Below are 15,049 nucleotides of genomic sequence, written 5' to 3'. Positions count from 1 at the left end.
GCTCGCGCACGTTCTCGCAGGCATGAGCCCGCCGGGCCGCCCCAAGGGCGAATACCGGAGCGCAAAGCGCCAAGGCGACCGCCCGAGCTGTAAGCAAGCTGACATCGATGTAATAAGACGGTACCGGCCCGCCGGCCCCGTCCCGGCGCGGCGGACGCCATCCGGCGCAACGTTCGCATAAGAATGTCGGGACTTGAAATATCTGGGGTCGGTACGCCCCCTAGAATGCCCCCCGACCCGTCGCCACCCCGTTGCGGCGATCTCCACGCGCGCGCTTCTTGCAGCAGAAGGCCCGTGAACGACAAAACGCTGTCAACCGGCTCTTGCTATAAGGATTCTTGCATGGCAAAGCGTGTTGCCCTCATTGGACTTTCCTTCCGATTTCCCGGCACCGACACCCAGAACTACTGGCCCGATCTTTTACAGGGCCGCGACCTCGTCACCGAGGTTCATCCCAGCCGCTGGTCGGCTGACGCCTACCGCCATCCACTGCGCGAGCACCCGGGCACCGCCTATACCCACGCGGCCGGCTCGCTGGGCGACATCTCCGGCTTCGACGCGGCCTTCTTCGGCATATCGCCGCGCGAGGCCAGCCTCATGGACCCGCAGCAGCGGCTGCTGCTCGAGCTGGCGTGGGAAACGATGGAGCGCGCGGGCGTGCGCCCCTCGCGCCTGCGCGGCAGCGATTGCGGCGTTTATATCGGCATCGCCAGCGCCGACTACTCCTACCGCATGTCCGAAGACCTGGGCGTGATCGACACGTCGTTCGCCACGGGCAACACCAATAGCATCGCGGCCAACCGCCTCTCGTATGTATTCGACCTGCGCGGCCCCAGCATGTCGGTGGACACCGCCTGCTCGTCTTCGCTGGTGGCTTTCCACCAGGCGTGCCGCGCCATCGAATCGGGCGAGATCTCGCAGGCGCTGGCCGGCGGCGTGAGCCTGCACCTGCATCCCTACGGATTCCTGATTTTCTCCAAGGCCTCGATGCTCTCGCGTCGCGGCCGCTGCAACGTGTTCGACGCGGCCGGCGACGGCTACGTGCGCTCCGAAGGCGGCGGGCTGTTCCTACTCAAGGACTACGACCGGGCGCTGGCCGACGGCGACCGCATTCTCGCCGTCGTGGCGGGCACCGCCGTCAACACCGACGGCCGCAAGGCAGGGCTGACGGTGCCCAGCGCCGATGCGCAGGCCGCGCTGCTGTCGCAGGCCTATGCGCGCGCCGGCATCGACCCCGCCGACATCGACTACCTCGAGGCGCACGGCACCGGCACACCCGTGGGCGATCCCATCGAAACCCGGGCCATCGGCGACGCGCTGGGCGCGCGGCGCCCCGCCGGCCGGCCGCTGCCCATCGGCTCCGTGAAGAGCAACATGGGACACCTGGAGGCCGCCTCGGGCGTGGCCGGACTGGTCAAGGCCGTCTATGCCCTGCTGCACCGCGAAGTCCCCGCCACCATCGGCATCCGCGAACTCAACCCGGCCATCCGCACGCGGGAATGGAACCTCGACATCGTCACGAGCAACCGGCCGCTGCGCAATGAGGGCCAACTGACCGTCGGCGTGAACTCGTTCGGATTCGGCGGCGCCAACGCCCACGTCATCCTGCAGAGCGCCGCGGACACGGCGTCTTCCGCGCCCGCCGCCGATGCCGGCGGGCGCGAATTGCCCGTAGTCGTGTCGGGCCGCAGCCCGCAGGCGCTGCGCGACGCCGCGCGGGCCATGGCCGAGCACCTGCGACGACAGGACGACGCCGGCTTCTACGACGCCGCCTGCGAGGCCGCCCTGCGGCGCGACTGGCACGAGCACCGCGCGCTGGCATGGAGCCGCTCGCCCGCCGAAGCCGCCGACGCCCTGCACGCCGTGGCGCAGGGCAAGCCCCATCCGCTCGCGCATGCCGCGCAGGCCGCCGGCCCGCAGGCGGGCGCGGTATTCGTGTATTCCGGCAACGGCTCGCAATGGGCCGGCATGGGCGCGCGCCTGATGGCCGATCCCGATTTCGCCCGGGCCGTGCGCGACATCGACGAAATCTATGCGCCGCTGGCGGGCTGGCGCGTGGCCGACGATCTGGCCGACACGGGCAATGCCGGGCGCTACGCGCGCACCGAGCGCGCCCAGCCCGCGCTCTTCGCCATCCAGGTGGGCCTGACCCGCATGCTGGCCGCGCGCGGCATCCGCCCCGCCGCGGTCGCCGGCCACAGCGTGGGGGAAGTCGCCGCGGCCTGGGCCTGCGGCGCGCTGACCCTGGCCGACGCGGTGCGCGTGATTCATCACCGCAGCCGGCTGCAAGGCGGCACCCGTGGCAGCGGGCGCATGATGGCGGTGAACATCGACGGCGCGTCCGCGCAGGCCCTGCTCGCGGAGCTGGGCCTGGCCTCGCGCCTGTGCGTGGCCGGCTACAACAGCGCACGCGGCGCCACCCTGGCCGGCGAAGCCGCCGCCCTGGACGAGCTGGAGCCCGCGCTGCGCGAGCGCGGCATCGCCGGCCGCCGGCTCGACCTCGACTATGCCTTCCACAGCCCCGCCATGGACGGACTGCGCCCGGAACTGGCCGCCTCGCTGGCGGACCTGGCGCCGCAGGCCACGCATTGCGCCTTCTACTCCACCGTCACGGGCGGCGAACTGGCCGCCGGCGCGCTGAACGCCGATTACTGGTGGCGCAACGTCCGCCTGCCCGTGAAGTTCGAGCAGGCCGCGGCCCAGGCCGTGCAGGCCGGCCACGGCCTGTTCGTGGAGATCGGCCCGCATCCGGTGCTGCGCGGCTATCTTTCCGAGGCGGTCAAAGACCGGGGCGACGGCCGCGTGCTGGCCACGCTGAGCCGCGGCGAAGACGATCCGTCGCGCGTGCGGGCCGTGGCCGCGCAAATCCTGCTGGCGGGCGCGGAACCCGACTGGCGCGCGTACTTTCCCGCGCCCGGCCGCCCTCACGTGCTGCCCGCCTATCCCTGGCAGCGCGAACGCCACTGGCACCCCGACACGCCGCAGACCCAGGGCCTGCTGCAGCGCCATGCGGTGCACCCGCTGCTCGGCTGGCGCCTGGCGCAGCACGAATGCGCCTGGGAAAGCCGGATCGACACGCACACCCATCCCCAGCTCGCCGACCACCGCGTGGGCGAGGCGGCGGTGTTCCCGGGCGCGGCCTATGCCGAAACCGCCTGGGCCGCCGCGCTGCAGCGCCAGCCGTCCGGCTTCGTGGAAATCGAGAACCTGGAAATCCACGCCCCCCTGCTGCTGGGGCCCTCGCCGTCGCGGCTGCTGCGCACCCACATCGAGGCCGAGGACGGACGGCTGCTCATCCGCGCCCGGCCCACGGGCGAAGACGCGCCATGGACCGTGCACGCCAGCGCCCGCATCCTGGCCGAGCCCGGCGACGCCCTGCTGCGCGCCCCCCTGGCCTCGCCCCCCGGGCGCGACGCCGACTTCGATGCGGCGCGCCACGCGGCGCTGACCCGGGCGGTGGGGCTGGACTACGGCCCGGCCTACCAGCGGGTCGAACGCGGCTGGCGCCTGGACGAGCGCACCGTGCTGGCCGAGTTGCGCGAAAGCGCGCAGGAAAGCTGGCCCGGGCACCTCGACCCCGCGGAGCTGGACGCCGCCTTCCAGTTGGCGGTGCACCTGTTCGCCGACCAGGCCCAGGCAGAGCCGGCCTGGCCGGGCCACGCCTGGCCGGGCCACGCCTGGCCGGGCCTTGCCTGGCCGGGCCTTGCCTACGTGCCGGCGCGCATCGACCGCGCGGCGCTGCGGGTGGACGCCGGCCCGGCGCGCTACGCCGTGCTGCGGCTGCGCCGCCGCTCCGCCCACGCGCTCACCGTGGACATCCGGCTGCACGACGCGGATGGCGCGCCCATCGCGGCCCTGCGCGAAACCAGCCTGCGCAGCGTGCGCCTGCTCCAGGCCGGCGCCGACCGCCTGGACTTTCTCGGCGTCGCCCTCACGCCGCGCCCGCGGGCGCGCACCGGCGACGCATCGCTGCTGGCCGACCTGCGCGCCACTCTCGAAGAGGCTTTCGAAGCAGCGGCGCGGGATCCGCGCTATGCGCGCTACGCCGGCGAAGCCGAGCCGCTGCTGGACGCGCTGTGCGACCGGTACGGCCTGGAGGCCCTGCGCGCGCTGGCCGGCGAAGACGGCTGGATCGCCGACAGCGCGCTTTCCCGCTGCCGCGCCCAGGCGCCGGACATGGCCCCGCTGCTCGATGGCATGCTGGCCCGGGCCGAGGCGGCCGGCGACCTGCAGCGCGACGGCCAGGGCTGGCGCGCGCGCGCCGCCAGCGGCGACGAAGCCGCGTCGGCCGACATCTGGAACACCCTGGCCCGCGAATACCCCGAGCACGCCGGGCCCGCGCTGGCCGCGGGCCGCGTCGGCCTGCGGCTGGCCGCGCTCCTGCAAGGCGTGGCGGAGCCGGACAGCGCCGAGTGCCCGGGCTTCGGGCCGCAGGACCTGGGCTCCCATCTGTGGGATGCCCCCGCACGGCACGAACTCGCCCGCGCGCTGCGCCGCTGCCTGCGGCGCGCCCAATCCAGCCTGGCGCCGGGCCGCCGCCTGCGCATTCTCGAATGCGGAGCCGGCGCGCCGCCGCTGGGGCCCGAGCTGTGCGAGGAACTGGATTTCCGCGTGGCCGATTACCGCTGCGCGGCCGGCGACGAAGCCGGCGTCCAGGCCGCCCGGGCGCGCCTGGCGGATTATCCCGATGCGCAGATCCTCCTGCTCGGCGACGAACAGGCGGGCGCCGGGCAGGCCGTGGACCTGGCCATCGTGCACTGCGACTTCGCCAGCCTGGAACAGGCCCGCGCCGCCCTGCGCGAGGCGCGCACGCTGCTGGCGCCCGGCGGCACGCTGCTGCTGGCCGCGCATCATCCCGCGGCGTGGGCGGACATGGTGTTCGGCATCCGGCCCTCGTGGTGGACCGATGCCGCCGACGGCGGCAAGCTGCCAGCCCAGCAGGGCTCGGATTTCTGGCGGCGCGAACTGCAAGCGCTGGGCTGCGCGTGCGGGCCGCTGCTGCAGGCCGTGCCCGGCTCGCCCAGCGGCCCGTACCTGCTGCAGGCGCAGGCGGGCGATCCCGCCGACGCCGACCCCGCCGACGACGCCAGCCCCGAGTCCCGGCGCTGGCTGGTTCTTTCGGACGCCAAGGGGGCGAGCGCGGGCCTGGCCCAGAAACTGACCCGCGAGCTGCGCGCGCGCGGCCAGGACGTGACGCACTGCCGGCTGGACGCCGATGCGGACAGCGACACCCTGCCCGCCATCGCGCAATCCGGCCCGTACGACCACGTGGTCCACGCCTGCGGCCTTTATGCGCCGGCGGCCGATGCGCAGCAGGCCTGGTCCGTGCAGACCCGCCGCTGCGCGCTCGCCGCGGCCGCCTGGCGCGCCATCGAGGCGCAGCAGACGCCCGCCGTGCTGTGGCTGCTCACCGCCCATTCGGGCCTGCAGGCCGACGCGGCGCTCTCCGGCTACGGCCGCAGCCTGGCGAACGAGTCGTCCGCGCACGCGGTGCGCCTGCTCGACCTGCCGCCGCAGGCCGCGGCCGCGCCCATGAAGGCGCTGCTGGCCGAACTGCTGGCGCCCGACGCGGAGCAGGAAGCGGCGCTGGCCGCCGACGGATCGCGGCTCGCGCCGCGCCTGCAGCCCGTGCCGCGCCCGGCCGTGTCTTGCCTCGGCCAGGAGGGCGGCGCGCGCCGCCTCGCTTTCGACTTGCCCGGCCAGCTGCGCAACCTGCGCTGGACCGTCCAGCCGCCCCGCCCGCCCGCTGACGACGAACTGGAAATCCAGGTCCATGCCACCGGGCTCAACTTCCGCGACGTGATGTATGCCCTGGGCCTGCTGGCCGACGAGGCCCTGGAGCAGGGCTATGCCGGCCCCACGCTGGGCCTGGAATTCGCCGGCACGGTGCTGCGCGCCGGGGCGGCGGTCAGCGGCTACGCGCCCGGCGACGCGGTGCTGGGCTTCGGGCCCGCCAGCTTCAGCGACCGGGTCTGCGTCGGCACCACCGCGGTCGCGCCCCTGCCGCCCGGCATGAGCTTCGAGGCCGCCGCCACCATTCCCAGCGCCTTCTTCACGGTCTATTACGCCCTGCACCACCTGGCGCGGCTGGAGCCGGGAGAAAGCATTCTCATTCACGGCGCGGCCGGCGGCGTGGGCCTGGCCGCCGTGCAGTATGCGCAGTGGCGCGGCGCCGAAGTCCATGCCACCGCGGGCACGCCGGCCAAGCGCGACTTCCTGCGGCTCATGGGCGTCTCGCACGTCTACGACTCGCGCAGCCTGGGCTACGCCGACGAAATACGCGAACGCACCGGCGGACGCGGCGTGGACGTGGTGCTCAACTCGCTGGCCGGCGAAGCCGTGCGGCGCAGCCTGGACGCCATGGCCCCCTTCGGCCGCTTCATCGAATTGGGCAAGCGCGACTTCTACGAGAACACGCGCATCGGCCTGCGCCCCATGCGCAACAACCTCAGCTATTTCGGGGTGGATGCCGACCAGTTGCTGCGCGCGCGCCCCGGGCTGGCGCGCCGCCTGTACGGCGAAATGATGGAGCTCTTCCGCGAGGGCGCGCTGCGGCCGCTGCCCCATTGCGTGTTCGAGGCCCGCGATGTGGTGGACGCCTTCCGCCACATGCAGCAGGCCAGGCAGATCGGCAAGATCGTCGTCACCTACCGGCGCGGCCTGCCGCCGCCCGCGCAGACGAGCGCCGGCGTGCCGCTGCGCCTGCGCGCCGACGGATGCTACCTCGTGAGCGGCGGCCTGTCGGGCTTCGGCCTGCGCACGGCCCAATGGCTGGCGGACAAGGGCGCGCGCCGGCTGGCCCTGGTCGGCCGTTCCGGCCCGGCCAGCGACGAAGCGCGCCAGGCCGTGCAGGCGCTGCGCGACCAGGGCGTGCGGGTCTGGGCCGAAGCCTGCGACGTGGCCGACCGCGCCGCCCTCTCCTCCCTGCTCGACAGGCTGCGCGGCGAAGCCGGGCCTTTGTGCGGCGTGGTGCACGCGGCGGCCGTCATCGAGGACGGCTTGGCCCGCAATGCCAGCGCGGACGCCATCGCCCGGGTGCTGGCGCCCAAGATGCTGGGCGCGGGGCTGCTCGACGAACTGACGCGCGAGCAGCCGCTGGAGCTCTTCGTGCTGTTCTCCTCGGCCACCACGCTGTTCGGCAATCCGGGGCAGAGCGCCTACGTGGCGGCCAACGCCTGGATGGAGGCGCTGGCGCGCCGACGTCTCGAACAGGGCCTGCCGGCGACCTGCGTGGGGTGGGGGCCGATCGCCGACGCAGGCTATCTCGCCCGCAACGCCGACGTGCGCGACGCGCTGTCGCGCCGCATGGGCGCCGCGCCGCTGGCGGCCGAATCGGCCCTCGCGGCGCTGGAAGACATGCTGCTGGCGCGCGCCAGCGGCCTGGGCGTCATGACGCTGGACTGGCCCGCGCTGGCCCGCCACCTGCCGGCCGCCGCCGCGCCGCGCTACGCCGCCCTGGCGGCGCGCGGCGGCGGCGCGCAATCGGCGGCGCAGGAAGCCGGCGGCCTGCTCGAAGAACTGGCCTCGCTCGACGACGACGCGCTGGCCGCGCGCATCGTGGAAGTGCTCAGGCACGAGGTCGGCGAGATCCTGCGCACCCCGCCCGACAAGATCGACCCGTCCCGTTCGCTGTACGACATCGGACTGGACTCGCTGATGGGCGTGGAACTCGTGGTGGCGCTGGAGGCCCGCTTCGGCATCCGCCTGCCCGTCATGGCGCTCAGCGAGAGCCCGACGCTGGAAAAACTGGCGGCGCGGCTGATGCGCGCGCTGCGCGGCGAGGAAAGCGGCGAGGCCGACGAACTGGACGCGCACATCGCCCGCCTGGCCTCCCAGCACGCCGCCGAGGTGTCTCCCGGCGAGCGCGTCGCCATCGAGCAGCGGCTGCGCGCCGCCTCTTCGGGCACGGGGGTGGCGTCATGACCATGTCAGGCCGTCCCAAGAGCGCACAACGGAGCGCGCAGCCCGGCCTGGCCGCCAGCCTCAAGCAGAAGCTGATCCAACAGGCCCTGCAGCGCAAGCTCGACCAGGCGGCGCGGCCCGTGCCCGCCGCCGCCGGCCCGCGCGAGGAGATCCCGCCGGCGCACTACCGCTTCGAGCTGCATCCCGGCTACCAGCAGGTGCGCATCCTCAGCGAGGGCGCCGCGGCAATGGGCCTGCCCAGCCCCTTCTTCAAGCTGCACGAAGGCAGCGCCGGCGCCGCCACGCGCATCGGCGGCCGGTCCTATCTCAACTTCGCCAGCTACAACTACCTGGGGCTCTCGGGCGACGAGGCGGTCAACGCCGCGGCGCGCGAGGCCATCGAACGCTATGGCACCTCGGTTTCCGCCAGCCGCCTGGTTTCCGGCGAGCGCCCGGTGCACCGCGAGCTGGAGCAGGCCCTGGCGGCGCTCTACGGCGTGCCCCAGGCCGTGACCTTCGTGAGCGGGCACGCCACCAACGTCTCCACCCTGGGGCTGCTGTTCGGGCCGCGCGATCTCATCGTGCACGACGAGCTGATCCACAACAGCGTGCTCCAGGGCATCGCGCTGTCGGGCGCGAAGCGCCTGCCGTTCCCGCACAACGACGCGGCGGCGCTCGACGCGCTGCTGGCCGCGCAGCGGCGGCGGTACGAGCGGGTGCTGGTCGTGCTGGAGGGTCTCTACAGCATGGACGGCGACTATCCCGACCTGCCCCGCTTCGTCGAGATCCGCCGCCGCCACCGCGTTTTTCTCATGGTGGACGAGGCCCATTCGCTGGGCGTGATGGGTCCGCGCGGCCTGGGCATACGCGAGCATTTCGGGCTGGCGGGGTCGGACGTGGACATCTGGATGGGCACGCTGAGCAAGACCCTCGCGGGCTGCGGCGGCTACATCGCGGGCGAGGCAGCCCTGGTCGAGCATCTCCGGCATCTCGCGCCCGGGTTCCTGTACAGCGTGGGCATGCCTCCGCCCGTGGCCGCAGCCAGCCTGGCCGCGCTGCGCCGCCTGCACGAGCTGCCCGGGCGCGTGGCGGCGCTGCAGGCGCGCGGCGCGCAGTTCCTGGCCCGGGCGCGCGCCGCGGGCGCGGACACCGGCACCAGCGCGGGCCTGTCCATCGTGCCCGCCATCGTCGGCAACTCGGTCAAGGCGGCGCGGCTGTCGGCCGCCCTGTTCGAGCGCGGCATCAATGCGCAGCCCATCCTGTATCCGGCCGTGCCGGAACAATCCGCGCGGCTGCGCTTCTTCCTGTGCAGCCAGCACAGCGAAGCCGACATCGAACAGGCCGCCCAGGCGCTGGGCGAGGAACTGGCGAAACTGTAGGGAGGCCCGCCCGCGCACCGGGCCTGGCGCGATGCCCCGGGAGGCTCAGCCTCCCGGCATCAGTCCCATGTGCGCCAGGAAGGCCCGCGCCAGGCGTTCCGCCGGCAGCGGCGCTTGCGCGGCCGCCCCGGCCCCGCCGCCGCTGCGCCAGATCAGGTAGTCGGTGTCGCCCGGCGGCGCGCCCAGGCGCCGGTACACCCCGGGCATGATGGGCACGTGGTCGCCGTACACGCACAGGCCGCCGGGCCGCGGCAGCGCCGCCAGCGTCTCGGCCAGCCGCGCGAACATGGCGTCCGCATTGCGCAGGTGGCGGGCATAGGCCACCAGATCGTCGCAGCCTTCCGGCAGCGCCTGCCGGCAGACGCGCGCCCTGTCCGCCGCGTCCACCGCTTCCCAATGCAGCGGCCCGTGGTTCTCCATGGTGATGACGTGGACGTACAGCGGCTGGTCCCGGCCGGCCAGCAGCCGTCCGCGCACATAGTCGGCCACGGCCAGGTCGCCCACGTAGGGGCCTTGCGCCTGGCTGGCGTCGAACGCGGTCAGGTCCACGAACTCGTCGAACCCCAGCAGCGGCAGCACGCGGTCGCGGCCGTAGAAACTGCCGTGGTACGGATGCACGCACACCGTGCGGTAGCCCAGCCCGCGTAGGTAGCTGGCCACCGTGGCCGGCCCCTTGCGCGCCAGCCTCCGGTAGGGCTGGTAGCGGTGCACGCCCTGCTCGCGCGGACCGAGCCCGGTCAGGAACGAAAACTCCGTGCGCACCGTGTTCGCGCCCCAGGACGCCACTTGCAGCGCGCCATGCGCGCAGGCCTGCGCCCGCAGCGCGTCGAAGGCGGCCAGCACCTCGGCGCGCAATTGCGGATAGACGCGGCGCGCGTCGAAAAAGGATTCGCTTTGCACGGCCACCAGGTCGGGCAGCCGCGCGGAGAGCGCCGGCGCCGGCACGGCCCCGTTCTCCGGCGCGCCGGAGAACGGCGTGCGCGGCGCGGGGCCGGGCTCGCGCTCGCGGCGGGCATAGGCCCACAGGCTGGCGCACAGGCCGTAGCGGCGCAGGTCCGGGCGCGCGCGCAGGCGCATGGGCGGCAGACGCTGCGCGCTCCGGGCCAGCAGGATCGCGCCCGTGCCGGCCATGGCCAGGGCCGCCGGCGCCGCATCGGCCCACGCCAGGGGCGTTTCCCAGGCCAGGCCGGCCCAGACCGCGGCCACGGCCGCCGCCGCGGCCAGCGCCGCTCTGCCCGCCCCGAGAAACGGCAGGTACAGGCGCGGGTGGCGCAAGGCGTCGGTGAAATACTCGAAATCGGCCCACACGAAGGGCTCGCGCAGCGCGGCGTACTTGGCGTTGTTGACCGCCACCAGCAGCACCACGAAAGCCAGCACCGCCGCGGCGGCGAACCCCGGGCGGCGCGTGAGCGCGAACGCGCCGGCCAGCGCCAGCAGCCACAGCCCGGCATGCAGGCCCGCGCATGCGGCCGGCCGCCGCCAGGGCGCGCGCGGCCTGGGCGCGAGCGCCGCCTCCAGCAGCCACGAGCACGCCAGTCCGCCCAGGGCCGCGGCCGCCGCCGACAGCATGCCTTCAGCGTCCATAGCCCAGCCAGCGCAACAGCAGGCCGGACCACGCGGGCGGCAGGCCGCCCAGCAGCCAGCAGCCCAGGTTGAGCGGAAACGGAAAGCTGATGCGCGCCCGGTTGCGCGCCAGGCCCCGGCGGATACGCCGGGCCGCGCGCGCCGCGTCCCACTCGAAGGGCTTGGGGCCCGGCATGGCGGCGCACATGGGCGAGGTGACGTAGCCGGGCATGATGACGGTGACGCCCACGCCGGCCGGCGCCATGACGTCGCGCAGCGCCTCGCCGTAGGCCTTCACGGCGGCCTTGCTGGCGCTGTAGCTGGGCGTCACCGGCAGGCCGCGCCACGCCGCCTGCGAACTCATGAGCGCGAGCTGTCCCGCGCCGCGCCGCCGCATGCCGCCGGCCAGCGCGCGCGCCAGCGCCAGCGCGGCGCGCACGTTGACTTCCAGCAGCGCATCCATGTCGTCCGCCGCCTCCGTCTCGCCGGGCGCGGGCGCGGCGATGTTCACGCCGGCGTTGAGAATGGCCAGGTCCGGCGGGTCGGCCGCCAGCTCGTCCAGCCAGGCGGCCAGGCGGGTCCGGTCGTGCAGGTCCAGCGCGTGGGTGCGCGCCTGCGCGCCGGCTTCGCGGCAGCGCGCCGCCAGCGCGGCCAGTTCCTCCTCCCGCCGCCCCTGCAGGTCCAGCGCCACGCCCGGCGCGGCATACTCCAGCGCCAGCGCCCGGCCGATTCCGCCCGTGGCGCCGGTGATAAGCACGCGTCGCGGCCGTCCGTTCATGTCCATTCCTCCAGCAGGGATCGCGGCCGGCGCATGCTGGCCACCGCCGAGGATACCGCCAGCGCGATGCCGTCGGCGCAGTAGAAGCCGCCATTGAGCTGCGTGGTGTGCAGCACGGCGGTCTTGAAGTCGGCGAACAGCGCCGCGTCGGGCGGTTCGGGCGCGCGCCAGAACGCGTCGAGGGGGCCCTGGAACGTCAGGCCCGGCAGGTTGTAGACCGCGCCGCTTAGCGCCAGCACCGGCCGGCCCGCGTCCAGCGCGGCCGCGCCCACGGTACTGTTGACCGTGACCACGCCCGCCGCGCGCGCCAGCAGGCTGGGCAGGTGGCCGGCCTCCAGATAGAGCACGCGGTCCTGCACGCCATAGGTCCGCGCGAGCTCCCGGATGCCGGAGGCGTGCCGGTCCAGCCCGGGATCGAGCGGATGGTTCTTCACGACCAGCAGGCTGTCGGCGGGCGCTTCGGCCGCGAACGAGGCGATGACGCGCGCAGCCGCCTGCCGCATGCTGCGAAACGGCGAATGCGTGCGGATCTGCGCGTCGCCCTCGAGCTGCAGCGGCAGCAGGAAATACGGGCGCGGCCCCGAGGCCACGCGGGCCACGGCGCGCGCGTCGGCCCGCGCGCGCAGCCGCAGCCGCACGGCCCGGCTCACATAGCCTGCATACTCCCGCGGCGCCGCATACGGGGCATGCCCGCGGTAGCGCGGGTAGCAGATGGGGTTGAGCGCCCCGCACAGGTGATACGCCACGTCGTGCGCCGCGCGCTTCCAGAACGGCGTGCGGAACGGCTGCGCGGCGGGCGCCCCGGCCAGACGCCTGGCCGCGTCGCGGTACCACAGCGGATCGCGCGGCAGGCGCGAATAGGCGTTCACGCCGCCGCGCTCGAGCGTGACCCAGTGCGGACGGAAATAGCCTTCCTCGAAGACGTGGATGCGCAGCCCGCGCGTCCGTCCCAGCTCGACGGCGGGCCGGTGGGCCGGCCGGCAGTCGCCGAAAAGCACCAGGTCGGTGGCGCCGGTTCGTGCGAGCGCCCGCTCCGTCCATTCGGGCAGCGCTTCGGGCGGGCCGCGGAACGCCATGGCGCCGCCCTGTCGCCAGTAAGCGGCGTCGCCCGCCGTGAAGTTCACCTTGGCCACGCGGTCGCCGCCCGCCCGCAGGGCCGCGCCCAGGCGGTCGAAAAACGGCGAGCACACTCCCTGCAGAAACAGGTACGAGCGGCTCACGGCGCGAACCTCGCGCGCAGCAGCGTATCCAGCTTGCGCCACTGCCGCCGCGCATAGCCGGTGCGCAGGCGCGACAGCTTGCCTTCGCGCTCCAGCGCCTCGCGCGTCTCGGCCAGACGGTTGAGCACGGCCTCGCAGGTCGTATAGCCGCGCAGCTCCCAATCCCAGTAGATGGGATAGCGCAGCAGCGCGCCGGCGACCAGCTCGTCCAGGGTGAGGCGGCGCTCGCGGCGCGGCATGTCCATGCGGTCCTGCGTGAGCCCCCAGCCTGCATAGAACGGGCGCCCGTGCGTGACCACGCGCTTGCCGCGCAGCAGCGCGTCAAAGCCCGACAGCGAGGTCATGGTGTGCATCACGTCGCAGGCGTCGATGCAGGCCGTGACGGACGCTTCGGTTTCGATGTGGTCGGCCAGCGCCCTCACCTCGGCCTCGGCCAGCGCGCCCCGCCGGTTGCCCGAGGCCACATCGGGATGCGGCTTGTAGACCAGCCAGGCGCGCGGATGCTCGCGCCGCGCCGCGCGCAGCAGCGACAGGTTGTCGGCCACCGGGCCGCAGCCCAGCCGCACCGACAGGTCGTCTTCCACCTGGCCCGGCACCAGCACCACTTCGCGCCCGCCATGGTCCCAGCGCACGGGCCGGGCCGGGTCGAGGTTGTACTTGGTGATGCCGTGCGCCACGATGAAGGCGCGCACGCGGCGCGCGGTGGCCAGCTCGCCCTCGGTGAAGCCGCCGCGGGCGAGTTCGCGCTCCAGGTCGCTGGGCTGGCGCGGGTCGAAATACATGCCGTGCCGGTCCAGCGCCAGGCTCAAGGGGCGGATCAGGTCGGACCCCAGCCCCACGGAACGCACGAAACCGTCTTCCATGCGCAGCAGTGCGCAGCCCGCCTCGCGCGCCAGCTCGGCCACGCCGTCCGGCGCCTGCGCGCCCCAGTGCACCAGCGCGTCGTCCGCGGCGGGCGCCAGCGCGCGGGCGCGCCGCGCGTCGGGCACGAAGGTCACGTCCTGCGCGCGCAGCGACAGCATGGGACGCACGTTGGCCGCCTTCCAGCGCCTGAAGCCCACGCAGATCATGCGGCGCGGCAGGCCCGCCGCCATGCGGCGCTGCCGCAGCAGCCAGCCGATGGCGTCGAAAATGCTGCCCTGGCGGTGGCTGACCGGGTCGAGATAGCGCGTGTAATGAAAATAGGCGGCGGCGAAAAGCTCGGGCAGGCTGCGCGCCCGGCCTCGCCGCGCGCAGACCTGGCGGTCGCGCGTGAGGCCCCAGCCGGCATACCACGGCAGGCCGAAGCAGTGCACGGTCTTGCCCAGCATCAGGGCCTCGAAACCCAGCTGCGAGGTCACGGCATAAACCTCGTCCACCTGCTCGGCCAGCGCCAGCGGATTGACCGGGTCGCGCAGCACCAGGGTATCGGCGTCATCCCGCTCCCGCGTCAGGTGGCCGGCCTTGCGGCCGGCACTCACTTCGGGATGGGTCTTGACGACGATCAGCGCGCCGGGATGCTCGCGCCGCGCCGCCGCCAGCATGGCGTCGAACGTCTCCTCGCCCGCGCCGCCCAGGCGGATGCTGGCGTCGCCCGCCGTCTGGTCCACCACCAGCACGCGCTTGCGCCCGGGCGCGCCGGGCAGGCGCGGGCAGTCCTCGCCGGCGTGGTTGTACTTGCTCAGCCTGTGCTCCCGGATGAGCGACATGGCCTCGTCCACGTCGTCCTCGATGCCGGCCAGCAGGTCTTCGCCCCCGGCCAGCAGGCGCTCCAGCGCGGACTCGCGGGTCGCGTCGTAGTAGATCCCCACGGGATCGACCACCAGCGAGATGGGCGGAAAGTCCGGCCCCGTGCCATATGAACGCAGGAAACCGTCCTCCAGCGCCAGGTAGGGCACGCCGAGCTGCGCGGCGCGGCGGCGCGCGGCGTCGGCGGAGGGGCGCATGCCCCACCCTGCCACCGCCTGGGGCCGGCGCGCCCCGCGCCCCGACAGCACGCTGCCGCGCGCCACGGGCGCGCCCAGCAGCGCCTCCAGGAACGGAATGCGGGCGATACCGGCGGAATGGATCTCTATCATGCGCGGTCGGAACGCGAGGCCGGCTTACAGCCGCAGGTCCGAGGCCGAGGCCGGCAGCACGTACTTGAGGTCGTACAGGATGTGCTCGGGCTTGCCCAGCTTGCGGATGCCCTCGGCGCCCAGCTCGGCGAACTGGTGGTGCGCCACCGC

The 15,049-nt window shown here is 74.0% G+C and carries 6 protein-coding genes; 2 read left to right on the top strand and 4 right to left on the bottom strand.

All coding sequences use genetic code 11. The annotated features are described in order from the left end of the window. Positions 1-342: 342 nt before the first annotated feature. Positions 343-7,923, top strand: coding sequence for a type I polyketide synthase (locus NGJ44_RS22395; protein ID WP_251865917.1), 7,581 nt, complete (start codon positions 343-345; stop codon positions 7,921-7,923). Positions 7,924-7,925: 2 nt separating this feature from the next. Next, positions 7,926-9,281: an aminotransferase class I/II-fold pyridoxal phosphate-dependent enzyme gene (locus NGJ44_RS22390; protein ID WP_251865915.1), complete on the top strand. Its 1,356-nt coding sequence runs from the start codon at positions 7,926-7,928 to the stop codon at positions 9,279-9,281. A 45-nt stretch (positions 9,282-9,326) separates the two neighbouring features. Here the strand turns inward: NGJ44_RS22390 and NGJ44_RS22385 are convergent, their stop codons facing one another. The 4 genes from NGJ44_RS22385 to NGJ44_RS22370 are packed head-to-tail and all read right to left on the bottom strand — an operon-like array spanning position 9,327 to position 14,899. Next, complete coding sequence (locus NGJ44_RS22385) at positions 9,327-10,865, bottom strand: LTA synthase family protein (RefSeq protein ID WP_251865912.1); 1,539 nt, start codon at positions 10,863-10,865, stop codon at positions 9,327-9,329. After that, positions 10,855-11,622 (bottom strand): SDR family NAD(P)-dependent oxidoreductase, encoded by a 768-nt coding sequence (locus tag NGJ44_RS22380; RefSeq protein WP_251865910.1) that lies wholly within the window; start codon positions 11,620-11,622, stop codon positions 10,855-10,857. Before NGJ44_RS22380 ends, NGJ44_RS22385 begins: the two co-directional genes overlap by 11 nt. After that, a complete protein-coding gene (locus NGJ44_RS22375) occupies positions 11,619-12,842 on the bottom strand; it encodes a capsule polysaccharide biogenesis protein (RefSeq protein WP_251865908.1) in 1,224 nt (407 codons plus the stop codon). The genes NGJ44_RS22380 and NGJ44_RS22375 overlap by 4 nt, the downstream gene beginning before the upstream one ends. Beyond that, positions 12,839-14,899 (bottom strand): capsule polysaccharide biogenesis protein, encoded by a 2,061-nt coding sequence (locus NGJ44_RS22370; RefSeq protein WP_251865906.1) that lies wholly within the window; start codon positions 14,897-14,899, stop codon positions 12,839-12,841. The genes NGJ44_RS22375 and NGJ44_RS22370 overlap by 4 nt, the downstream gene beginning before the upstream one ends. Between the last annotated feature and the right edge of the window lie 150 nt (positions 14,900-15,049).

It is taken from the genome of Achromobacter sp. Marseille-Q4962, assembly GCF_943737005.1.
Taxonomy (GTDB): domain Bacteria; phylum Pseudomonadota; class Gammaproteobacteria; order Burkholderiales; family Burkholderiaceae_B; genus Achromobacter.
The sequence above is the reverse complement of the archived record's forward strand: the minus strand, read 5'-3'. Positions and strand labels throughout refer to the sequence as shown.